18 protein-coding genes are annotated in these 22,776 nt (G+C 73.5%); 5 read left to right on the top strand and 13 right to left on the bottom strand.

What is annotated here, in order from left to right:
• Nucleotides 1-56 precede the first annotated feature (56 nt).
• Complete coding sequence (locus tag EV376_RS07225) at nt 57-1,853, top strand: metallophosphoesterase family protein (protein WP_486482547.1); 1,797 nt, start codon at nt 57-59, stop codon at nt 1,851-1,853.
• A gap of 109 nt (nt 1,854-1,962) precedes the next feature.
• Here the strand turns inward: EV376_RS07225 and EV376_RS07220 are convergent, their stop codons facing one another.
• The 6 genes from EV376_RS07220 to tmk form a co-directional block, all read right to left on the bottom strand.
• The gene (locus EV376_RS07220; RefSeq protein WP_130321354.1) at nt 1,963-2,799 is read right to left on the bottom strand and encodes a regulatory iron-sulfur-containing complex subunit RicT; all 837 of its coding nucleotides are present in this window, start codon (nt 2,797-2,799) and stop codon (nt 1,963-1,965) included.
• A gap of 308 nt (nt 2,800-3,107) precedes the next feature.
• Nucleotides 3,108-3,785: a hypothetical protein gene (locus EV376_RS07215; protein ID WP_130321353.1), complete on the bottom strand. Its 678-nt coding sequence runs from the start codon at nt 3,783-3,785 to the stop codon at nt 3,108-3,110.
• Nucleotides 3,785-4,090: a hypothetical protein gene (locus EV376_RS07210; RefSeq protein WP_130321352.1), complete on the bottom strand. Its 306-nt coding sequence runs from the start codon at nt 4,088-4,090 to the stop codon at nt 3,785-3,787. The genes EV376_RS07215 and EV376_RS07210 overlap by 1 nt, the downstream gene beginning before the upstream one ends.
• A 1-nt stretch (nt 4,091) precedes the next feature.
• Nucleotides 4,092-4,421, bottom strand: a complete 330-nt coding sequence (locus EV376_RS07205) for a YbaB/EbfC family nucleoid-associated protein (RefSeq protein WP_130321351.1) — start codon at nt 4,419-4,421, stop codon at nt 4,092-4,094.
• Nucleotides 4,422-4,538: 117 nt separating this feature from the next.
• On the bottom strand, nt 4,539-5,807 hold the full coding sequence (locus EV376_RS07200; protein ID WP_130321350.1) for a DNA polymerase III subunit delta': 1,269 nt from the start codon (nt 5,805-5,807) through the stop codon (nt 4,539-4,541).
• Entirely contained in the window at nt 5,807-7,897 is a 2,091-nt protein-coding gene (gene tmk / locus EV376_RS07195) for a dTMP kinase (RefSeq protein WP_486482876.1), read from the bottom strand. Before tmk ends, EV376_RS07200 begins: the two co-directional genes overlap by 1 nt.
• A 345-nt stretch (nt 7,898-8,242) precedes the next feature.
• On the opposite strand from tmk, the gene EV376_RS07190 reads away from it, so the two are divergent.
• Nucleotides 8,243-9,460 (top strand): amino acid deaminase/aldolase, encoded by a 1,218-nt coding sequence (locus EV376_RS07190; RefSeq protein ID WP_486482546.1) that lies wholly within the window; start codon nt 8,243-8,245, stop codon nt 9,458-9,460.
• Nucleotides 9,461-9,542: 82 nt separating this feature from the next.
• On the opposite strand, the gene EV376_RS07185 is transcribed toward EV376_RS07190, so the two are convergent.
• The gene (locus EV376_RS07185; RefSeq protein ID WP_130328557.1) at nt 9,543-10,136 is read right to left on the bottom strand and encodes a TetR family transcriptional regulator; all 594 of its coding nucleotides are present in this window, start codon (nt 10,134-10,136) and stop codon (nt 9,543-9,545) included.
• A gap of 225 nt (nt 10,137-10,361) precedes the next feature.
• On the opposite strand from EV376_RS07185, the gene EV376_RS07180 reads away from it, so the two are divergent.
• Nucleotides 10,362-11,681: a D-arabinono-1,4-lactone oxidase gene (locus EV376_RS07180; RefSeq protein WP_130321348.1), complete on the top strand. Its 1,320-nt coding sequence runs from the start codon at nt 10,362-10,364 to the stop codon at nt 11,679-11,681.
• A gap of 197 nt (nt 11,682-11,878) precedes the next feature.
• Here the strand turns inward: EV376_RS07180 and topA are convergent, their stop codons facing one another.
• From topA to EV376_RS07150, 6 genes are all read right to left on the bottom strand, one after another.
• The gene (topA, locus tag EV376_RS07175) at nt 11,879-14,683 is read right to left on the bottom strand and encodes a type I DNA topoisomerase (RefSeq protein ID WP_130321347.1); all 2,805 of its coding nucleotides are present in this window, start codon (nt 14,681-14,683) and stop codon (nt 11,879-11,881) included.
• 307 nt (nt 14,684-14,990) lie between these two features.
• A complete protein-coding gene (locus EV376_RS07170; RefSeq protein ID WP_130321346.1) occupies nt 14,991-15,779 on the bottom strand; it encodes a cell wall-binding repeat-containing protein in 789 nt (262 codons plus the stop codon).
• Nucleotides 15,770-16,312, bottom strand: coding sequence for a hypothetical protein (locus EV376_RS07165; protein WP_130321345.1), 543 nt, complete (start codon nt 16,310-16,312; stop codon nt 15,770-15,772). Before EV376_RS07165 ends, EV376_RS07170 begins: the two co-directional genes overlap by 10 nt.
• A 102-nt stretch (nt 16,313-16,414) precedes the next feature.
• The gene (locus EV376_RS07160) at nt 16,415-18,763 is read right to left on the bottom strand and encodes a sodium-translocating pyrophosphatase (protein WP_130321344.1); all 2,349 of its coding nucleotides are present in this window, start codon (nt 18,761-18,763) and stop codon (nt 16,415-16,417) included.
• Nucleotides 18,764-19,083: 320 nt separating this feature from the next.
• Nucleotides 19,084-19,518 (bottom strand): ATP-binding protein, encoded by a 435-nt coding sequence (locus EV376_RS07155; protein ID WP_130321343.1) that lies wholly within the window; start codon nt 19,516-19,518, stop codon nt 19,084-19,086.
• The gene (locus EV376_RS07150) at nt 19,518-19,853 is read right to left on the bottom strand and encodes an STAS domain-containing protein (RefSeq protein ID WP_130321342.1); all 336 of its coding nucleotides are present in this window, start codon (nt 19,851-19,853) and stop codon (nt 19,518-19,520) included. The genes EV376_RS07155 and EV376_RS07150 overlap by 1 nt, the downstream gene beginning before the upstream one ends.
• A gap of 189 nt (nt 19,854-20,042) precedes the next feature.
• Between EV376_RS07150 and EV376_RS07145 the strand changes: the two genes are divergently transcribed.
• A complete protein-coding gene (locus tag EV376_RS07145) occupies nt 20,043-22,382 on the top strand; it encodes a DEAD/DEAH box helicase (protein ID WP_486482875.1) in 2,340 nt (779 codons plus the stop codon).
• A gap of 152 nt (nt 22,383-22,534) precedes the next feature.
• Nucleotides 22,535-22,741, top strand: coding sequence for a hypothetical protein (locus tag EV376_RS07140; RefSeq protein ID WP_130321340.1), 207 nt, complete (start codon nt 22,535-22,537; stop codon nt 22,739-22,741).
• Nucleotides 22,742-22,776: the final 35 nt, after the last annotated feature.

Below are 22,776 nucleotides of genomic sequence, written 5' to 3'. Positions count from 1 at the left end.
GCGTTCGGACGTCCACCGGACAGCGCCACCGGCCGCACCCCACTACGCTCCGGCGGATGACGGACGATCATCCCTCCGGATCGCCGGACGGCAACACCAGCGGTTCCGAGCCGGCACGTCACACCGACCGGCGAGCGCCGCACGACGACCCGCACGCCAGCGAGGCGGCCGGCGGCCGGCCGGCACGGCGACCGCGGAGCACCGATCCTCTCGCGCTGGGCTTCACCCCGCGCAAGCCGGTGCCGTGGTTGGCACCGTTCCTGCTGATCAGCACCGGCATCCGGACGCTGCTGGCGATGCTCTTCGGGGCGTACCTGGACAAGCGGGAGCTGCAGAACTCCCTCGACGCGGGGATCGCCGACGCGGTCGGGCCGGACGGCGGGCTGTGGCTGGACTACGTGGCCGACCTGGGCGACGGCTTCAACGCCACGTACTCGGTCGCCTACCTGCTCGCCCAGCGCGAGCTCGAGGTGGACGGGCATCGCCTGCCCCGCGCGCAGGTGCTGGTGATGGGCGGCGACCAGGTCTACCCGTCGGCGGCGTTCGAGGCGTACGAGGACCGTTGCAAGGGCCCTTACCAGGCCGCGCTGCCGGTCACCCCGCCCGAGCGGCCGACGCTGTTCGCGGTCCCCGGCAACCACGACTGGTACGACGGTCTCACCGCCTTCCTGCGTCTCTTCGTCCGGTCCCGGGACCGCCACTTCGGCGGCTGGGACACCGGGCAGTCCCGCTCGTACTTCGCCGTGGGGCTGCCGGCCGACTGGTGGCTGCTCGGCCTGGACGACCAGTCCGGCTCGTACCTGGACGACCCGCAGCTCACCTACTTCGACGCGGTGGCGGAGCGGCTGGGGCCGCAGAGCCGGGTGATCCTGGCCGTGCCGGCGCCGACGTGGGTCAAGGCCGTCGACCACCCCACGGCGTACGACTCGGTCGACTACTTCATCCGTACGATCGTCGCGCCGACCGGCGCGCAGGTGCGGCTGCTGATCTCCGGCGATCTGCACCACTACGCCCGGTACGCCGGCCCGGACCGCCAGCTCATCACGTGTGGCAGTGGCGGCGCGTACCTCTACCCGACGCACAAGCTGCCGGAGCGGATCGAGGTGCCGCCGAAGGACACGCTGGCGCGGCGGGCGAGCACCTCCCAGACGTACGAGTTGGCGGGCCGTTATCCGACCGCGGCGCGGTCCCGGCGGTACGCCTGGGGGATCTTCCCCCGGCTGCCGCTGCGCAACCCGGGCTTCACCACCCTGCTCGGCACCCTGCACACGCTGCTGATGCTGGCGATGGTCGGAGTGGTGACGAACCCCGACGGCACCGAGCAGCGACTGTTCAGCGTGCCGCTGGTGGCGATGCTGTTGGTGACCCTGCTCGGCGCTGCCTTCTTCGCCAAGCCGCCCAGCTCCGGCGGCAAGCGGCACGCCCGGCACTGGATCCTCGGCGTCGGGCACGGCCTGGCCCACGTGGGGCTGGCAGCGGCCGGCACGTGGGCGTGGCTGGCCCTGCCGTTCCAGGACTGGCAGTGGCCGCTGTCGGCGGTCGCCGCGGTGGTTCTGTACGGCCCGGTCAGCGGACTGGTGGCGAGCCAGCTGGTGGCGGCGTACCTGCTGGTGGCCGGCGCGTTCGGGGTGAACGTCAACGAGCTGTTCGCCGGCCAGGGCATCGAGGACTCGAAGGCCTTCCTCCGCCTGCGGATCGACCCGGACGGCACCTTGACCATCTATCCGGTCGGCATCGACCGGGTGTCCCGCGACTGGCAGATCAATCCCGACCAGTCCGCCGAGTCCTCCTGGCTGATCCCCGGCACCCCCCTGCGCCCCCGCCTGGCCGAACCCCCGGTGGTCATCCACTGACCAGACCTCAAGTTGATCACGAAGTTTGTCGCGGCGATTCGTCGGTCGGCGCGGCAATAACTCCTTGATCAACGGGGCCGCCGCGCCGGGTCGGGTGAGAGGGCGGGGGTCAGCGGGGGTGCTGGGTTTCGTGGGCTTGGCGGGGGCCGCAGACGTCGGCGCGAGAGCACCTGAAGCGCGAGCCGTCGGCGTCCAGGCGGACCGTGACCGCGTCTCGCGGGACGCTGTGGCCCACTACGCGGCCCTCGCCCTCCGGCGTCGTGACGCGGGCGCCGACCGCCGGGGCGGATTCCTGGAATTTCGCGTACAGGGGGTGTTCGTACTTCAGGCAGCACATGAGCCGGCCGCACGCGCCGGAGATGCGCAACGGGTTGAGCGGCAGGTCCTGGTCCTTGGCCATCCGGATGGTCACCGGCTCGAAGTCGGTCAGGAACGTCGCGCAGCACAGGTCCCGCCCGCAGGACCCGATCCCGCCCTGCACCCGGGCGGAGTCGCGGGCGGAGAGCTGGCGCAGCTCGACCCGGCAGTGCAGCGTCGCGCCGAGGTCGCGGACCAGTGACCGGAAGTCCACCCGGTGCGGGGCGGTGAAGTAGATCGTGCTCCGCTCGCCGCCCTCCGCGCCGCCGAGCACGTGGTCCACGGCCACCACCTTCATCGGCAGGAGGTGCTCCCGGATCAGGCGCTTCGCCGCGACCTTCGCCTCGGCCTTGCGCCGCCGCAGCGACTCGTCGCGGCGCAGGTCCTCCTCCTGCGCCACCCCGGCCAGCCGGGGGAACCCGGCGGTGTCCTCGGCGACCCACTGGGCGGCCCAGACGCACTCGGCCACCTCGGGCCCTTCGTCCGTGGGCACCAGCACCTTGTCGCCCACCTGCGGCCGGAGGTCACCGGGGTCGAGGTAGTAGAGGCGCCCGTACCGGTGGAAGCTGACCGCGCACAGCATGCCCATCCCCTCACCCTACGTCCCGCGGCGTGCCGCGGCCGGACGGGCGTCGCGATCCGGCTACCCCATGCAGCCATCCATATCGATCGAATCGGCTGACCCGTGAGCCGTCCCGCCGTGCCGATGTCCTCGTCCGGACGGTTGATTCCGCCGCCACGCACGGGACAAACACCGTCGCGCAGCGTTGAGTGAAGACAGACCTGCGGGGGGTGCAGGGGATGGCCGCGGCGTCGCCGCCGGAGCCGGAGACCGGCTCGCGAGCGCGACGCCGTGTGCCATGTAACCGGCCGGCCAGCGGGCCGGGACCCGACCTCCTACCCGCCGACCCGGGTCGTGGTGTCGTACCGCGGCCGCTCGGCGACCGGCGTCCGCCACCGGGACTCAGCCAGGCTCGGCCCCCACTGCCGCAGGATCGTCTCCGCCCCGTCGTACGCGACGCACAGCACGGCCAGCACCCGTGCGGCGATCTCCGCGGCCTCCGAACCGGCTGAGGCGCGCGGGGCGGACACGGCGAGCGGCACCGAGGTCGCGGCGACCACCGCCACCGCCTCGGTCGACCCCAGCACGTCCGCCAGCGCCCGGGCCAGCGCCCGCCGGCTGCCCTCCACCCAGTCGGCGAGCGCGTCGGCATAGCCGGCGGTCGACTCCAGTCTCCCCACCAGGCTCTCCGGCCCCTCGTCGAGGTGCCGGAGCAGCGCCGTGCGGGCCTCCCCGTACGCGGCGGCGGCCGCACCGGACCACAGCAGCGGGTCGGTGAGGGCGGCGGACACCTCGTCGTACCCCCGGACGAGCCGGCGCACCGACCGGCCGGCACCGGCCAGCGGCGCGGGGTGCAGGTCCAGAAAGCTCCGCACCGCCTCGCCGGGGAGCACCTGCATGCGGCGCAGCAGCGGCCAGACCCGGTGGCCCTCGGGCGCACCGGCGGCGAGCAGGGTGTCGACGCGGCGCAGCAGGTCGAGGCCGGGCTCGGCGAGCCGGTCCAGCGGATCCATCACGCCTCCCCGGCGACCCGCCGCGCGGCGGCCCGGTCGACGTCGGCGTAGCGGTCGGCCGCCTCCCGTACCGCGGACGCGGCGGCGGCCAGCCGCAGCGCGGCGGCGTACGCCTCACGGGCGCGGTCACCGGTCGCGGCCGCCCACTGCCGGTGCAGGGCCCGGCCGATCTCGCCGGGCCGCCCGCCGGCGTCGGCGCCGAAGGCGACCTGCGCCGGGTCGGTGGCGGGGACCGCACGGGACAGGCCGGCCAGTGTCTCGCTCGCCGCGTCCAGCCGGGCGGCGAGGGCGTGCAGGGTGTCCATCTCAGGCCCCCGCGAGCGGGCGGTAGGCGGCGAAGGTCTCGTTGTGCAGCTTCTCCCTCGCCCACTGTGCGGCGTCGGCGGCCGCGGCGACCGCGGCCTGCACGGACCCGGCGACGTCACGCGGATGACGGTTGTGCAGCGGACCGAGGAAGCGCACGTCGGTGATCCGCCCGCCGGCGGTGACCACGACCTCGACCAGACCGTCCGGCGAGCGGACGGTGACCTCCACCGTCGTCACCGCCTGGTCGAACTCGGCCTGGAGGGACTCGATGCGGCGGTAGCGCCGGACCGCCTCCTCGATCCAGGCTTCGTCGATCTCCCCCCGCGGCATCGGCGGACTCCTCCCGGACGGATGTCACTCTGCGTGGCGCTGCCGTCACATCGGCACACCGGACCGTACCGCACCGGAATCGCGCCTGTCGATGCCTGTGCACAACCGCGCGGGAGGTCAGCCCTTCCAGAGGGCGAGCATCATCGCCTCGACGGCGATCCGGGGCTTCACGTTCGCCTCGATCGCGGTCCGGCAGGCGAGGACGGCCTCCAGGCGGCGCAGGGCGCCCTCGGCCGCCCACTTGCGCGCCCCGGCCTCGGCGACGGTGGCGGTGTCGGTGTGCACCGGCTCGACCGGCGCGCGCAGCGCCATCGTGAGGGCGTCCCGGTAGAAGCCGGCGAGGTCCACCAGGGCCCGGTCCAGGGCGTCCCGCTGCGCCCGGGTGGCCCGCGACTTCTGCCGCCGCTCCAGGTCCTTGAGCTGGCTGGCGGCGCCCCGGATCGCGCCGGCCGCCCCGCGGCCGGTGCCGCCGGCACCCAGGGCCGTCTCCAGCGCGGCCCGCTCGGCCGCGTCCGTCTCCGCCACCGAGGCCTCGGCCTCCGCCTCGGCCGCCTCGATCAACGCGGAGGCCGCGTCGAAGGCGGCCCCGACCCCGGTCAGCCGCCGCGGCACCGCGAGCACCGCGTCCCGGCGCTTGCGCGCCTCCGGGTCGCGGGCCAGCCGCCGGGCCCGCCCGACGTGCCCCTGGGCGGCCGCCGCCGCCCACCGCGCCACGTCCGGCGCGATGCCGTCCCGCCGGACCAGCACCTCGGCCACCGCGTCCGCCGGCGGCTGCCGCAACGGTACGACCCGGCAGCGCGACCGGATGGTCACCGAGATGTCGTCCGGGTGCGTGGACGGGGCGCAGAGCAGGAAGACGGTACGCGGCGGCGGCTCCTCGATCGCCTTCAGCAGGGCGTTGCCGGCGGCCTCGGTGAGCCGGTCGGCGTCCTCGATGACCACCACCTGCCACCGCCCGCCGGACGGGGTGCTGGCGGCGCGGAGCACCAGGGCCCGCATCTCGCTGACGCCGATGGAGAGCCCCTCGGGCACCACGAGGCGCACGTCGGCGTGAGTGCCGGCCATCGTGGTGTGGCAGCCAGGGCAGGTGCCGCAGCCGGTGCCGTGCACGCACTGCAGGGCGGCGGCGAAGGCCCGCGCGGCGACCGAGCGGCCCGATCCGGGCGGCCCGGTGAAGATCCAGGCGTGGGTCATCCCGGCGCCGGGATCGCCGGCCGCGACGCCGCCGGCGGCGGGCGCCACCTCCGCCTCCGCCGCGAGGGCGGCCGGGGCGTCGTCCGGCCCCGGCGCGGCGGCGCGCAGCACGGCGGCGGCCGCCGCGGCGGCCCGGCGCAGGGTGTCGACCGCCTCGTCCTGGCCGACCAGGTCGGCGAAGACGTCCGGCATCAAGTTCGATGCTCCATCGTCACCAGCTCCGAGTCGGATAACTCGGGCTGCACCGAGGTGTCCGGCCCGTGCGCCGGGCGCGGGTGCACGATGCCGCCCGGCGCACCGAGCATCTCGTCGATCCGGTGGGCCACCGCGGCGGCGATCTCGTCGGGCGAGCGGGAGGCGTCCAGCACCAGGTAGCGCTTCGGGTCGGCGGCGGCGAGGTCGAGGAAGGCGTACCGGACCCGCTCGTGGAAACCGATCGACTCCGCCTCGAGATGGTCCGGGTTCGCGCCGCGGCTGGCCACCCGGGACAGGCCGATGCGCGGGTCGACGTCGAGGAGCACCACCAGGTCGGGCTTGAGCCCGCCGGTGGCCCAGGAGGAGAGCCAGGAGACCTCGTCGGCGGGCAGGGTCCGCCCCGCGCCCTGGTACGCCAGGGACGAGTCGACGTAGCGGTCACTGATCACCACGGCACCCCGCACCAACGCCGGCCGGACCACGGTCGCCACGTGGTGGGCCCGGTCGGCGGCGTACAGCAGCGCCTCGGCGCGCGGCGACGGCACCTCGGAGCCGGGCTGGCCGAGCAGCAGGGACCGGATCCGCTCGCCGACCGACGTGGCACCGGGCTCGCGGGTGACCACCACGTCCCGGCCCTGGTCGCGCAGCCGGCCGGCGAGCAGGGCGAGCTGGGTGGACTTGCCGGCCCCCTCGCCGCCCTCGAAGACCACGAACAGCCCGGCGGAGACGAACGGCTCGGCCGGCATCAGCGGACGCCCGCGTACCGAGCCCCACAGGTCGGCCAGGACCGGAACGCCCTTCTTGTCGTCCATCTGCCCGAACGCGCTGATCCCGGCGAAGATGCCGGCGGCGCCGGCGGCGAGCAGCAGCAGGCGGGTGGAGGAGATCGACACGCCCAGGTCGGCGATCTCGAACCGGCGGGAGCCGCCGACACCGGCGAGCAGGCTGCTCAGCGCGATGGCCAGGATCAGCACCAGCCGGGTGCCGATCTGGACGACCGCGAAGACCCGGCCGCGTACCTCGTCGGCGATCTCGCCACCGAGCAGCGTGGTGCCGGCCAGGAAGGCCATCCCGGCGCCCGCGCCGACCAGAACGGCGCCGACCATGGCCATGGAGAGGTGGATCGCGAACGCCAGCGTCATCACCGCCGCGCTGGCCAGCACGATGCTCATGCCGAACCAGCGCCGCCGCGACATGTCCTTGACGATCATCGGGCCGAGCCCGATGCCGACCGCCAGGCCGATGAAGATGGCGCCGAACAGCAGGTAGAAGGCGGCGTCACCGGCACCGAGCGAGTTGGCGAAGAACCGGGCGGTGCCGATCACGATGCCGCCGCCGGCGAAGGCGCCGAAGATGCCCAGCACCAGGCCCCGGACCAGCGGGGTCTGACCGATGAACCGCCAGCCCTCCTTGAACTGGCGCAGCATCGTCTGCTCGGCGCGCTCCCGCTCGGCGGCCCGGCCCTGGCTGATCTCGCGGATGCCGAAGGCCACGACGACGGCGGTGGCCAGCCGGGAGAGCGCGTTGAACCAGAGCGCGAGCTGGGCCGGTTCGGCCCAGTCCGGGGCGGCGCCGCCGGTGGCGGCCCGGACCGCGCCGTCCAGCGCGGCGAGGACGAGCGCGGCGACGACCGGGGTGAGGCCGTACGTGGTGATGAGGGTGAGCTGGTTGGCCGCCTCGAGCCGGGCCCGGGGGATCAGGTTCGGGACCGCGGCCTCCTTGGCCGGGATCCAGAGCAGCGTGATCGACTCGATCAGGAAGGTGGCGACGGTGGCCCAGCCGACCACCACCGGGCCGCTGGCCCCCAGCACGGCGACGAGCGGGATCGAGGCGAACAGCACGAATCGCAGCACGTCGCAGATGACCATGGTCCACCGCCGGTCGAACCGGTCGGCGAGCACGCCGGCGATCGGCCCGAGCACGAGCGCGGGCAGCAGCCGGATCGCGATGACCGTGCCGAACGCGGCGCCCTTGGCGGTGCTCCCCTCGACCTGGGAGGCGGCGAAGACGGAGGTGGCGAGCAGACCGAACCAGTCGCCGAACGAGGCGGCGCCGAGCACGATCCAGAGCCGCCGGAACGGGCGGATGCGCAGCACCGAGCGGATGGCCGCGTAGCCGGAGTGGTCGGGCTGCGCGGTGGCCTGGCCCCCGGACGCGGACGGGCCGGGTTGGCCGCCGGATGTCGGGCCGGACGGGTCGGGCTGGGCTCCGGACGGCGACACGCCGGGCGACTCGCCGTTCTGCTGGTTTTCGATGGCCGTACCTCCACGTGGCGGCCCATCGCTGGGCGGTCCCGGTGCAACACTCTAAACCCGGCGGGGAGCCTTCCCGCCGCTACGTTCTCCTGCTCGCCGAGCCTAGGCCGCCCGGACCACCGCCGTCAGCTCGGCCGGACGCGAGGGTATTTCGCATTGAGCCATCAGACGGTTAGCGTGCACCATGTGGCCACCGACAGCACCGACCTCCGTGGTCGACTCGACCGGGCGACCGCGCACCTCGACCCGCCGTACGCGGTGGTCGACCTCGCGGCGTTCGACGCCAACGCCACCGCCCTCGCCGGCCGTGCGGCCGGAAAGCCGGTCCGCGTCGCCAGCAAGTCCGTACGCTGCCGGGAGCTGATCTCCCGGGCCCTGGCCAGGCCCGGCTGGCACGGCGTGATGGCATTCACCCTGCCGGAGGCGCTCTGGCTGGTCCGCCGCGGCGTGACCGACGACGCGCTGGTGGCGTACCCCACCGCCGACCGGGCCGCGCTCGCCGAGCTGGCCGGTGACCCGGCGCTCGCCGCCGCGGTGACGCTGATGGTCGACAGCACCGACCAGCTCGACCTGGTGGACGCGGTGTGCGCCGCCGACCGGCGGCCCGCGCTGCGGGTCTGCCTCGACCTGGACGCCTCCTGGCGACCGCTGGGCGGGAAGGTGCACGTCGGGGTCCGCCGCTCGCCGGTGCACAGCGCCCGGGCGGCCGGCGCGCTGGCCGCCACCATCGCCGCCCGGCCCGGCTTCCGGCTGGTCGGGCTGATGGCGTACGAGGCGCAGATCGCCGGTCTGGGCGACGCGCCGCCCGGGCGGGCGCTGCTCGGCGCCGCGATCCGGCTGGCCCAGCGCGGTTCGTACCGGGAACTGCTGGCGCGCCGGAGCGCGGCGGTGGCCGCCGTCCGCGAGCACGCCGAGCTGGAATTCGTCAACGGCGGCGGCACCGGCAGCGTGGCCGCCACCAGCGCCGATCCCGCGGTCACCGAGGTGACCGCGGGATCGGGCCTGTACGGGCCGACCCTGTTCGACGCCTACCGGGCCTGGCGGCCCACCCCGTCGGCGTTCTTCGCCTGCGCGGTGGTCCGCCGCCCGGCACCCGGCTACGCCACCGTGCTCGGCGGCGGCTGGATCGCCTCCGGCCCCGCCGAGCGGAGCCGCCTCCCCCGCCCGGTCCTGCCGGCCGGCCTGGAGTTGGTCGGCACGGAGGGCGCCGGTGAGGTGCAGACCCCGCTGACCGGCCGCGCGGCCGGGGCGCTGCGGGTCGGCGACCGGGTCTGGTTCCGGCACGCCAAGGCCGGCGAACTCGCCGAGCACGTCAACGAGCTGCACCTGGTGGAGGGGGACGCCGTCGTGGCGACCGTCCCCACGTACCGCGGCGAGGGTCGGGCGTTCCTCTGAGCCGCCGGCGACGGGACCGGGTATCCGGTCCCGCGTCCGTCGACCGGGCCGGTTGCGGGCGGTCCGGGCAGGTCGGACGCCGTCAGGCCGGCTGGGCCACCTCCGCCGGCCGGGCCGCGCTCTCGCGGGCGTCGACCTGCCGGTGCAGGTACTCCCGGATGAGCGCCTTCGCCTCGCTGAGCACCTGGTCGTCGCCCTCCGGGCGGCGGCGGAACGCCAGCTTGATGAGCGCGTCGGCGGCCTCGACCGCGATCTCGAGATGGAACCGGAGCTCCGGGACGTCGGTGAGCCCGAAGCGTTCGGTGAGGACGCGGGCCAGTTGGTCCGCGATGACCCCGTTGTTGTCCCGCTGCTCATCGAGCAGGTGCAGGTCGACCACGTCGCCGAAGTGCAGGGTACGGAACCCCGGGACAGTACGGTGCATCGTGATGTACTCGTCGATCGCCGCGTCGACGCCGTCCCACCAGTGGGTCAGGTCGTCCGAGGCGAACCTCTCGTCGAGCCGCTGGAGGTAGGACTCCATCGTGCGCAGGGTCAGCGCCTGCACGATCGCCCGCTTGTCCGGAAAGAACTGGTAGACCGACCCGATCGCCACCTCGGCGCGCTCGGCGAGCAGAGTCGTGGTCAGCCCTTCGTACCCCACCTCGTCGACGAGCTCGGCGCAGGCGTCCAGCATCCGCTGGACCCGCGCGACACTTCGACCCTGCACCGGTACGCGGCGCAGCGGCCCGGTCGTGGCGGCTGGTGTGGACACTCGGCGCCACCCCCCTTCGACGGATGAACATATCTGCACGTCACGAGTCTGTGACTACCGGTACAACGAGCGGACCTCGATTGCGGTATTTACCAGGCACAACGTTCCTGATATGAAGTCAGTTCATATTCATGTCGAGGAGCGTCCATGGCCGCCACCGCACCCTCCGTAACCGCCGCCTGGTCCAACTGGGCCGGCAACCAGCGTGGCACCGCCACCACCGTCCTGCGGCCCACCTCCGTCGCCGAGGTCGCCGACGCGGTGCGGGCCGCCGCCGCGGACGGGGAGCGGATCCGCGCGGTCGGCAGCGGCCACTCCTTCACCGCCGTCGCCCTGACCGACGGTCGTCGGTTGGAGCTGGCGGACCTGGCCACCGATGTCCGGGTCGACATCGATCGCCGACTGGTCACCGTACCCGCCGGGACCACGCTGCGCGCACTCAACCGGCTGCTCGCCGGACACGGGTTGGCGCTGCCCAACCTCGGCGACATCGACGCGCAGACCGTGGCGGGCGCGATCTCGACCGGTACCCACGGCACCGGCGCCGGGTACGGCTGCCTCTCGACGTTCGTCGAGGCGCTCACCCTGGTCACCGGCACCGGCGAGGTGCTGCGCTGCTCGGCCGACGAGCACCCCGACGTGCTGGCCGCCGCCCGGGTCTCCCTCGGGGCGCTCGGCGTGCTGGTCGACGTGACCCTGCGCTGCGTGGACGCGTTCGTGCTGCTCGCCCACGAGCGGCCGGCGCCGTTGGACACCGTCCTCGCCGACCTGCCCGGCCTGATCGCCGCCCACGACCACGTCGAGTTCTACTGGTTCCCGTACACCGACCGGGTGCAGGTCAAGAGCAACGACCGGGTGCCCACCGACGACCAGCCGCTGCGCCGCTGGCGCGGCTGGCTGGACGACGAGCTGCTCTCCAACACCGTCTTCGCCGGAGCCTGCCGGCTCGGCCGCGCCGTACCGGCGCTCGCCCCGACGATCAGCGCCGTGTCCGCCCGGGCGCTCACCGAACGCCGCTACACCGGCCGGTCCGACGCGGTCTTCTGCACCCCGCGCCGGGTCCGCTTCGTCGAGATGGAGTACGCGCTGCCGCGCGACGCCCTCGTGCCGGCCCTGGACGCGCTGCGCCGCATCGTCGACGGGCTGCCGTTCAAGGTGCTCTTCCCGGTGGAGGTGCGCTTCACCGCCGCCGACGACGTGTGGCTGTCCCACGGCCACGGCCGGGACTCCGCGTACATCGCGATCCACCAGTACGTCGGCGCACCGTACGAGCCGTACTTCCGCGCCTTCGAGGAGGTGGCGGCGGGATTGGGTGGCCGGCCGCACTGGGGCAAGCTGCACTGGCGCGACGCGGCGTCGCTGGCGCCCGCGTACCCCCGGTGGGCCGACTTCCAGGCCGCCCGCGACCGGCTCGACCCCGGCCGGGTCTTCACCAGTCCGCACCTGGCCCGCGTCCTCGGTTCCTGAGTCGGCGTCGCCGCCGGTTCCGCGTCCTTCGAGGCGACCGGCGGCCCGGATGCCCGCTCGTCCCCCTTTGCTCTGCTTCAACGGACGCAACAGAACCCGGCCAGAACCAGTGCGTGGATTGAAGCAGAGCAAAGGGGGCGACACGAGGGTCGTCAGCGGGCGCCGGCAGCGACCGGCGGCCCGCCGTCGAAACCGGGTTAGTCCGAGGTGGCCGTGGCCTTCTTCGGGGCCGCCTTCTTGGCGGGGGTCGCCTTGGCCGTGGCCGTCTTCTTCGTCGCCTTGGCCGCCGCAGCGGTCTTCTTCGCCGCCGCCTTCTTGGCCGGCGCGGCCTTCTTGGCGGCCTTCTTGCGCGGCGCCGGACCCTTCGCCCGCTTCTCGGCGAGCATCTCCGACGCCTCCGCCAGGCTCAGCGCCTCCGGGGTCTGGCCGCGCCGCAGCGACGCGTTGGTCTCCCCGTCGGTCACGTACGGCCCGAACCGCCCGTCCTTGATGACCAGCGGCTTCTCGGTCAGCGGGTCGACGCCCATCTCGCGCAGCGGGGGCGCGGCCGCCCGGCGCTGCCGGGTCTTCGGCGCGGCGAGCAGGGCCAGCGCCTCGTCGAGCGTGACCGTGAACATCTTCTCCTCGGAGTCCAGCGACCGGAACTCCTCGCCCCGCTTGACGTACGGGCCGTAGCGGCCGTTGTTGGCGAAGACCTCGTTGCCCTCCGGGTCGACGCCGATCAGCCGGGGCAGGCTGAGCAGCTTGAGCGCCTCGTCGAAGGTGAGCGTGTCCGGCGACTGGGAGCGCAGCAGCGACGACTTTCGCTCGCCGCTGGCCACGTACGGGCCGAACCGGCCGGACTTGAGCAGGATCGGCTCCCCGGTCGCGGGGTCGTCGCCGAGCTTGCGCTCGCCACCACCGCCGAGGAACAGCTCGTGCACCTTCTCCGGGGTCAGCTCGTCCGGCGCGAGGCCCTCCGGGATCGGCGCGCGGTCGCCCTGGCCGCCGCCCTCCTCGCCCTCCGCCGCGGGCGCGGGCTGCTCACCGGGGACCGCCCGCTGCAGGTACGGCCCGTACCGGCCGACCCGCACCACCACCTCACGCCCCTCGTCGTCGGTGAAGAGCGGGATCGAGTTGACGCTGCGCGCGTCGATGTCGCTCAGGTTCTCGGTGACCAGCTTCTTCAGCCCGCCCGAGCGGGCGATGTCCTGGTCACCGGCGCCGTTCGTGGTGCCGAAGTAGAACGCGGTGAGGAAGTCAACCGCCGCGTGGTCACCACCGGCGATCTCGTCCAGCTCGTTCTCCATGCTGGCGGTGAAGTCGTAGTCGATCAGGCGCGGATAGTGCCGCTCCATCAGCCCGACCACCGCGAACGCCAGGAACGACGGGATCATCGCCTGGCCGCGCTTGAAGACGTACCCCCGGTCCTGGATGGTCTGCATGATCGAGGCGTACGTCGAGGGGCGGCCGATGCCCAGCTCCTCCAGCGCCTTGACCAGCGACGCCTCGGTGTACCGGGCGGGCGGCTGGGTGTGGTGGCCCTGCGCGGCCAGCTCCTCGGCGGTGAGCGGCTGGTCCTTCACCAGTGTCGGCAGGCGACGCTCGGCGTCCTCCGCCTCGGCGTTCTCGTCGTCGCTCGACTCCACGTACGCCCGCAGGAAGCCCGGGTCGGTGATGGTCTTGCCGGTGGCCCCGAAGTCGGCTTCCTCGCCGCCGGCAGTGGTCGCCCGGATGCGCACCGACACGCTGGAGCCGACCGCGTCGGTCATCTGCGAGGCGATGGTGCGCCGCCAGATCAGCTCGTAGAGCTTGTACTCCTCGACCGACAGCTCGTTGCGCACCTCGCCCGGGGTGCGGAAGTTGTCCCCCGCCGGACGGATCGCCTCGTGCGCCTCCTGCGCGTTCTTCACCTTGCCGGTGTAGCGACGCGGCTCCGGCGGGACGCTGCGCTCGCCGTACAGCTCGACGATCTGCCGGCGGGCCGCCGCGATGGCGGTCTCCGACAGGTTCACCGAGTCGGTACGCATGTAGGTGATGTAGCCGTTCTCGTAGAGCCGCTGCGCCGTGCGCATCGTCTGCTGCGACGAGAACCGCAGCTTGCGGGCCGCCTCCTGCTGGAGGGTGGAGGTGATGAACGGCGCGTACGGGCGGCGCCGGTAGGGCTTCTCCTCGACCCGGGTGACGGTGAACGGCCGGCCCTCCAGCCGGGCGGCCAGCCCGCGCGCCCCGCCCTCGTCAAGGTGGACGACCCCCGCGCCCGGCCGCACCCGGCCGGTGGTGGGCTCGAAGTCCTTGCCGGTGGCGATCCGGTCACCGTTCAACGCGACCAGGGTGGCGTTGAAGGTGCGCGGTCCCTCGCCGGTCTTCTCGACGGCCAGCGTGGCCAGGACGTCCCAGTACTCGGCGGTGCGGAACGCCATCCGCTGCCGCTCCCGCTCGACCACGATGCGGGTCGCCACCGACTGCACCCGGCCGGCCGAGAGCTTCGGCATGACCTTCTTCCACAGCACCGGGGAGACCTCGTAGCCGTACAGGCGGTCGAGGATGCGCCGGGCCTCCTGCGCGTCGACCAGGTCCCGGTCGATCTCGCGCGGGTTCGCCACGGCGGCCTGGATCGCCGGCTTGGTGATCTCGTGGAAGACCATCCGCTTGACCGGCACCTTGGGCTTGAGCGTCTCCACCAGGTGCCAGGCGATCGCCTCGCCCTCGCGGTCCTCGTCCGTCGCCAGGAGGATCTCGTCGACCTCCTTGGCCAGCTTGGTCAGCTTGCTGATCTGCTGCTTACGGTCCGACGACACGACGTAGAGGGCGTGGAAGCCGTTGTCGACGTCGACCCCGAGCCGGGCCCACGGCTCGCCCTTGTACTTCGCCGGCACGTCGGCGGCGTTGCGCGGCAGGTCGCGGACGTGCCCGAAGCTGGCCTCCACGACGTACCCCGGGCCCAGGTAGCCCGAGATCGTCTTGGCCTTCGCCGGTGACTCGACGATGACCAAACGGGTGGTTCCAGCGTTGCTCGGCACGTCTCTCCCTGACCTAACTCCTGCTCACAACCGCTTCGGGTGCCCGGTTTCGGACCGCACTCGACCCTCCGGTACCCGCCGGCCCGGATGTCCAACGTAACGCGTCGCCCGCGATTCCGGTTTCGCGGGCGACAAACCAGTGACGTCCAGCCCCGACCGGCGTCACCGTACACCGCCCGTGCCCCCGTTAGCTTCTCCCCGTGACGAAACGGGCCGCCCCCACCCCGTCGATCATGGAGCCATGGTGGGCGAAGCGCGGGGTTTCGCGCCTTTTGTCGGGCACCACAACTCCATGATCGGCGCGTGGTCAGGGGCGGACGGGCCAGGCTGACGGTGGGGTCCGGGGTGGTGGGTCGCCGACCAACTCGGTCAGGCGGGTCAGGTCGCGGGGGTTGGTGATGCGGTAGGCCGCCCGCCCGGGGTCCAGGACGGCGTTCGGCAGGCCGACCGCCGCGAGGGCGGTGCCGACGGCCGCCGCGTGCTCCTCCCCGGCCGCGCCCAGGTGCAGCAGGAGGTCGGGTGGCTCCACCGACCCGGCGGCCGCGAGCCAGAGCCGCAGCCGACGGCCGTTCAGGTGGAAGCCGTCCGGCGGGCGCTTCGCCGGACCGCCCAGCCACGCGGCCGCGAGCGGTTTCAGGATCCTGGTGTACGACGTGCGCACCGTGTGCCGCCCGTCACCGGTCGCCTCCCAGCTCGCGGTCAGCCCGCGCGCCGCCAGTTCGGCGACCAGCGCGTGCACCCGCCAGGCGTGGTCGACCACCAGCGACAGGCGGGCCGTGCCGCCCATGACCGACGCCTCGGCGGGCCCGGCGAGCAGGCCGGCCAGGTCGGCGACGGCGGGATCGGTGGCCTCGGCTCCGAAGAAGGCGAGCTGCCGGCGCGGATCCCCCGGGCCGGCGCCGCGGGCGGGCGCCTCCGGGGCGGGCGGCTCCGCCGCGCCACCGGCCCGGCCCGCGGCCCGGCGGGTGGTACCGCGGGGCGCCGGCGCGGCCGGCTCGGGGGTGCGGCGGGGCGCCGGCTGGGCCGGCTCGGGCACCGGGAAGAGCGCCGGCAGCGATTCCGCGTCCGACGGCTCGGCGGCACCGGTCAGCGGCACTCGGGGACCTCGGCGAAGGCGCGCTTCAACTCCTCCGAGTTGAGGCGGGTGGTGTCCAGCGCGCCGGCGTCGTACTCCTGGTTCAGCGTGTCCACCGCTGACCGCACGCCGTCGTAGAACACGGTCGGCTGGCTGGTGCTGAGGCCGTCGATGGTGTCGCGCGCCTTGCCGTACGCGTCGCGCATCCGCGCCAGCGACGTCCGGAAGCCCTCGGAGACCTCCTCGCCCTGCTCGGCGTCGGGGACGCCGGCCTCCTCGACCTTGCGCCGGGCGGTCTCACTGGCCTGCTCCGCGCCGCCGAACAGCCGCACGAGGTTCTCCTTGGCCTGCGCCGGGGTGGTCTGGGCGGTCATCTGCTGGTCGGTGCTGCTGGTGAGCTTGCTGATCTCGGCCCGCCAGGGCGTCAGTGCCGAGCAGACCGACGCCGCCCACGCCTGGGCGCTGGGCCCGCCGCCGCAGCCGGCGGCCAGCGCGACGACCGTGGCCAGCACCGCCGTCAGCTTTCCGGCGGCTGCCGCCCGGCACGTACGCATGCGTTGCAGCGTACGGCGTCGCGTCGCCCGGCACACCGGTCAGGTGCGCCGGGCGACCGGTCCCCGGCCGGCGCGGGCCGGCCGGGGACCGATGGCCGGGGATCAGGCGTTGACCGTCTCCGGCCGCTGGTCCGCGCTGCCCGCGCCGGTGTCGGAGTCGGACATGGCCACTCCCTTGCGCTTGCTGAACACCACCGCCGCGACGACGATCAGCGTCGCCACCACCGCGATCGTGATCCGCAGGCCGGTGTTGCGGTCGTCGCCCACGCTCCACGCCACCACGGCCGGGGCGATCAGCAGCGAGACCAGGTTCATCACCTTGATCAGCGGGTTGATCGCCGGACCGGCGGTGTCCTTGAACGGGTCACCGACGGTGTCGCCGATGACGGTCGCGGCGTGCGACTCGGAGCCCTTGCCGCCGTACGCGCCGTCCTCGACCATCTTCTTGGCGTTGTCCCAGGCGCCGCCCGAGTTGGCCAGGAAGACGGCCATCAGCGTGCCGGCCCCGATGGCACCGGCCAGGTACGACGCCAGGGCGCCCGGGCCGAGGCCGAAGCCGACCGCGATCGGCGCCAGGATCGCCAGCAGGCCGGGGGTCATCAGCTCGCGCTGCGCGTCCCGGGTGCAGATGTCGACGACCTTGCCGTACTCGGGACGCTGCGTGCGGTCCATGATCCCGGGCAGCTCGCGGAACTGCCGGCGGACCTCCATCACGACCGCGCCGGCCGAGCGGGACACCGCGTTGATGGCGAGCCCGGAGAAGAGGAAGACCACCGCCGCACCGATGATGAGGCCGACCAGGTTGCGCGGGTTCGCCACGTTCAGCGAGTTGAGGATCTCGCCGCCCACGTCGGTGATACCGGCGTCGGCGTACGCGATGCGCAGCGTGTCGGTGTACGAGCCGAACAGCGCGGTGGCGGCGAGCACCGCCGTCGCGATCGCGATGCCCTTGGTGATCGCCTTGGTGGTGTTGCCGACCGCGTCCAGCTCGGTGAGCGTGCGCGCGCCCTCCTCGTCGATGTCACCGGACATCTCGGCCACGCCCTGCGCGTTGTCGGAGATCGGGCCGAAGGTGTCCATCGCCACGATCACGCCGACCGTGGTGAGCAGGCCGGTGCCGGCCAGCGCGACCGCGAACAGCGACAGCGTGATGGAGCTGCCACCGAGCAGGAACGCGCCGAAGACGCCCGCGCCGATCAGCAGCGCCGAGTAGACGGCGGACTCCAGGCCGACGCTGATGCCGGCGAGGATGACGGTGGCCGGGCCGGTCTGCGAGCTCTTGCCGATGTCCTGCACCGGGCGGCGGTTGGTCTCGGTGAAGTAGCCGGTCAGCGCCTGGATCGCGGCGGCCAGCACGATACCGATGACGACCGCGCCGATGGCGACCACGCGCGGGTTCTCGTTGACGTCGGTCAGGCCGCCCTCCAGCTCGGCGAAGCTCGCCGGCAGGTACGCCCACGTCGCGATGGCGACCAGCACCGCCGAGATGAGGGCGGAGGCGTAGAAGGCCCGGTTGATGGCGGTCAGGCCGGACCGGTCCGAGGCGCGCAGCCGGGTGATGAAGACGCCGATGATCGCGATGATCGCGCCGATGCCGGAGACGATCAGCGGGAAGACCAGGCCCTGCTCGCCGAAGGCGGCGCGACCGAGGATCAGCGCGGCGACCAGGGTGACCGCGTACGACTCGAACAGGTCGGCGGCCATGCCGGCGCAGTCGCCGACGTTGTCGCCCACGTTGTCGGCGATGGTGGCGGCGTTACGCGGGTCGTCCTCGGGGATGCCCTGCTCTACCTTGCCGACCAGGTCGGCGCCGACGTCGGCGGCCTTGGTGAAGATGCCGCCGCCGACCCGCATGAACATCGCCAGCAGGGCGGCGCCGAAGCCGAAGCCCTCCAGGACGGTGGGGGCGTCACCCCGGTAGAAGAGGACGACCAGCGCGGCGCCGAGGAGGCCGAGGCCGACGGTGAGGAAGCCGACGACGCCACCGGTGCGGAACGCGATCTTCATGGCCGCTTCCCGGCCGCCCTCACGCTCGCGGGCGGCGGCCGCGACCCGCAGGTTGGCCCGGGTGGCCAGCCACATCCCGGCGCCGCCGATGAACGCGCTGAACAGCGCGCCGACGACGAAGAAGGCGGACCGGCCGATCTTCACCGCGGTCTCGCTGCCGTCGGTGTCGTGCACCGGCAGAAGGAAGAGCAGCACGACGGCTACGACCACGAAGATCGCCAGGGTGCGGAACTGCCGGAGCAGGTACGCCGAGGCGCCCTCCTGCACGGCCCCGGAGATCTCCTGCATGTTTGTGGTGCCCTTGCCGGCAGCCAGCACGGTCCTCGTCAGCGTGGCGGCGAAGACCAGCGCCACGGCCGCGATCACGGCGGCGAGTACCACGTACGTGACATTGTTCCCGGTGAGGGATATCCCGCCGCTGTCGGCGGCCAAGGTGTCGGACATCTGTGTCCTCCTGTACCGAACGCTCGCGCCGACCAGTGGAGACGCACCGGACGGCGCCTGGATGCGGTGTCGCAAGCGCGCGCCAACCCACCCCGAGCGGACCAGCGATGGAACACCGTTCCCGCTGGCTGCGGGATGGATCACTTGCTGACAACCCGCGTACTGTAGCCGTCCGCCGTGTCGGAGGTCACAGGGAGGGGGCACCATGTCCGGATGATCTTCGTCGCTGTGTTATGAGGAAAAATCTGTTATATGGGGGCGTCCATGCGATCAGGCCGGGCCCCACGCTCGGGACACGGCCTGCGGTATGAAGATCAGGGTCAGCGGCCGACCGGCCACACCATCCGCACCTCGGTGCCGACCCCCTCGTCCACCGGGCGCACCTGAAGGTCCTCCACGAAGCCGGCGAGCAGCGCGAAGCCCACGCCGGTGGTCAACGCGTCCTCGCTGAGCGACTCCTTCGCCAGCTCGTCCGGCGGCAACGCCGCCAGACCGATCCCCGCCTCGATCGGCGCGCGGTCGACGACCCGCACGGTGTACGTCCCGGAGTCGGACATCTCCACCAGCACCGGATCGGTCAGGCCGTACTGCCGGTGCAGGGCGACCGCCCGGGTGCAGGCCTCGCCGATCGCCAGGCGCACCTCGTCCAGCAGGTCCTCCCGCACACCCGCCCGCCGGGCGACCGCGACGCCGACCAACCGTGCGGTACGGACGTGCACCGGCGCGGGTGAGAAGGAGAGACGGACCGTGGCCATCACGCGCCGGTCGCCGCGTCGACCGTCGGGTGCAGCGGGAACACCTGGTCGAGCGCGGTGATCCGGAAGATCTTGAGCAACGGCTCCTTGTCGCAGACCAGGGAAAACGTGCCACCCGCGGTGCGCAGCCGCTTGAGGGCTCCCACCAGCACGCCGAGCCCCGTCGAGTCGAGGAAGTCCACCCGGCCCAGATCGACCACGACGTGCCGGGCCCCGCTGTCGATCAGCTCGAGGAGCCGCTCCCGGAGCCGCGGGGCGGTGTAGACGTCCACCTCACCGCCGACCTCGAGCACCGTGTGCTCCCCCACGGTGCGGGTCGCCAGCGACAGCTCCATCGGTCCCTCCTCCAAGAGCCGTAAACTCTCCAGGGCATCTAACCACTACCGCCGGAGAACCTCGTGGTCACCGGCGGCGCTCCACCTCTTACCCCGAGCCGCTGCTTTCCATCTCCGAACACCCGTGCGAGAGTGCAGGACGTGACTGTCGACAGCCTCAGCTCCGCGCGCCCGCGGCCGCGCCAGGACCTGGAGCCGTCGTCCCCGGCCGGACCCAGCGCGGGCGCCGGCCCGTCGCCGGCCGATCTGCTGGGCCGGCTGCGCACCCGCGGCGAGGCCGACCCGGTCACCCACGTCGAACGGGTGCCCGCCCGGGAAGGTGAGCCAGCGCCGTGGCCCGACTGGGCCCCGGACGAGCTACGCACGGCGTTCGCCCGGCGGGGGGTGACCGCGCCGTGGCGGCACCAGGCCGAGGCGGCCCGTCTCGCGTACGCCGGCACCCACGTGGTCGTCGCCACCGGCACGGCGTCCGGCAAGTCCCTGGCGTACCAGTTGCCCGCGCTGGCCACGCTGCTGGCCGACCCCCGCGCCACCGTGCTCTACCTGGCGCCGACCAAGGCGCTCGCCGCCGACCAGCTGCGGTCCGTCGTCGAGCTGGAGCTGGAGGGGGTACGCCCCGCCTGCTACGACGGGGACACCCCGCGCGCCGAGCGGGAGTGGATCCGGCGGCACTCGCGGTTCGTGCTGACCAACCCCGACATGCTCCACCACGGCATCCTTCCCGGCCACGCCCAGTGGTCCGGGTTCCTGCGCCGGCTCGCGTACGTGGTGGTCGACGAGTGCCACACCTACCGGGGCGTGTTCGGGTCACACGTCGCGCACGTGCTGCGCCGGCTGCGGCGGCAGTGCGCCCGCCTCGGGCGTACCCCGGTCTTCGTGCTGGCCTCCGCCACGTCGGGCGACCCGGCCGCGGCGGCCGAGCGGCTCACCGGCCTGCCGGTCACGGCCGTGACCGAGGACACCTCGCCCCGGGGCGGGGTGACCTTCGCGCTGTGGGAGCCGCCGCTGCTGCCGGCCTCCACCACCGCCCTCGACGACGCCGACCTCGCACCGGTCCGGCGGTCGGCGCTGCGCGAGACCGCCGACCTGCTCGCCGACACGGTGGCCGCCGGGGTCCGCACGCTCGCGTTCGTGCGGTCGCGGCGCGGGGCGGAGGTGGTGGCGGCCAACGCCCGGCGGGCGCTCGACGAGGCGGTGCCCGGGCTCGGCGACCGGGTGGCCGCCTACCGCGCCGGGTACCTGCGCGAGGAGCGGCGGGGACTGGAGCGCGCGCTGCTGCGCGGTGACCTGCTCGGGCTCGCCTCGACCAACGCGCTGGAGCTGGGCGTCGACCTGGTCGGGCTGGACGCGGTGTTGATCTGCGGTTATCCGGGCACCCGCGCGTCGCTCTGGCAGCAGGCCGGGCGGGCCGGGCGCTCCGGACAGGAGGCCCTGGCGGTGCTGGTCGCCCGGGACGACCCGCTCGACACCTATCTCGTCCACCATCCCGAGGCGGTCTTCGGCGCTCCCGTCGAGGCGACGGTGCTCGACCCGGCGAACCCGTACGTGCTCGGGCCGCAGCTCGCCTGCGCGGCGGTCGAGGCGCCACTCACCCCGGCCGACCTGGCGCTGTTCGGTGACGGCGCGAAGGAGGCGGTCGACGCGCTGGTCGAGGCCGGCGCGCTGCGGCAGCGGCCGACCGGCTGGTACTGGCGGCACCGCGAACGCCCCGAGGTGGACCTGCGCGGGGAGGGCGGCGCGCCGGTCTGCGTGGTGGAGGCCGCGACCGGCCGGCTGCTCGGCACGGTCGACGGTGGATCGTCGCACTTCCTGCTCCACCCCGGCGCGGTCTACCTGCACCAGGGGGCCTCGTACGTGGTCGACGCCCTCGACCTCGCCGACGGGTGCGCGCTCGTGCATCCCGAGGAGCCGGACTGGTCCACCCACGCCCGGGACGTCACGTCGCTGTCCGTGGTGTCGGTGCGGTCGTACGTGGACGCCGGCCCGGTGGGGCTATTCCTCGGCGAGGTCGACGTGACCAGCCAGGTGGTGTCGTACCAGCGGCGGCGGATCGCCACCGGCGAGGTCATCGACACCCGCCCGCTGGACCTGCCGGCCCGGGAGCTGCGCACCGTGGCCGTGTGGTTCACCCTCTCGCCGGAGTCCCTGACGTCGGCCGGGGTGGACCCGGCCGACGTGCCGGGCGCGCTGCACGCCGCCGAGCACGCCGCGATCGGGCTGCTACCGCTGATGGCGACGTGCGACCGGTGGGACATCGGCGGGCTGTCGACCGCCGTCCACCCGGACACCGAGGCGCCGACGGTCTTCGTCTACGACGGGCACTCGGGCGGGGCGGGCTTCGCCGAGCGCGCGTACGCGACGGCGGCGGCCTGGCTGGGCGCGACCCGGGACGCGATCGCGGAGTGCGGATGCGAGACGGGTTGCCCGTCCTGCGTGCAGTCCCCGAAGTGCGGCAACGGCAACAACCCACTCTCCAAACCGGACGCGATCCGCGTCCTCGACGTGGTGCTGGCGAGCCTGCCCTCCTGACCGCACCGCCCGGTCGGACGGCCGTCCCGGCACGGCGCTCACCGGTGCCGGAGGCCCGGCTTGAGGTCCTTCGACCCGCATGGATCGGTGGGGGACGGGGCAATAATGGGAGCGCTTCCATAGACCTGTTTCTTCTTGTCGCAGGAGGGACCGTGGCCGACACCATCGCCGAGGCCGTCGACCTGCTCTACACGGTCGACCAGGACAACCTCACCGTCGACCAGCAGATCGCGTTCGGTGCGGCGCTCGCCGCGCTCGCCCAAGCCGAGCGGCTGGAACAGATCAACGAACGGCTGCACGGCATCCACCAGGTCCTGCAGAGCTGGGCCCTGCGCTCGACGGTGGACGGGACACGCTGACCCTCACCTTCCCGGGCGGGCAGGGCCCGCGTCCA

This window comes from Micromonospora sp. CNZ295, from assembly GCF_004217535.1.
This window is presented reverse-complemented; position numbering and strand designations above follow the sequence as displayed.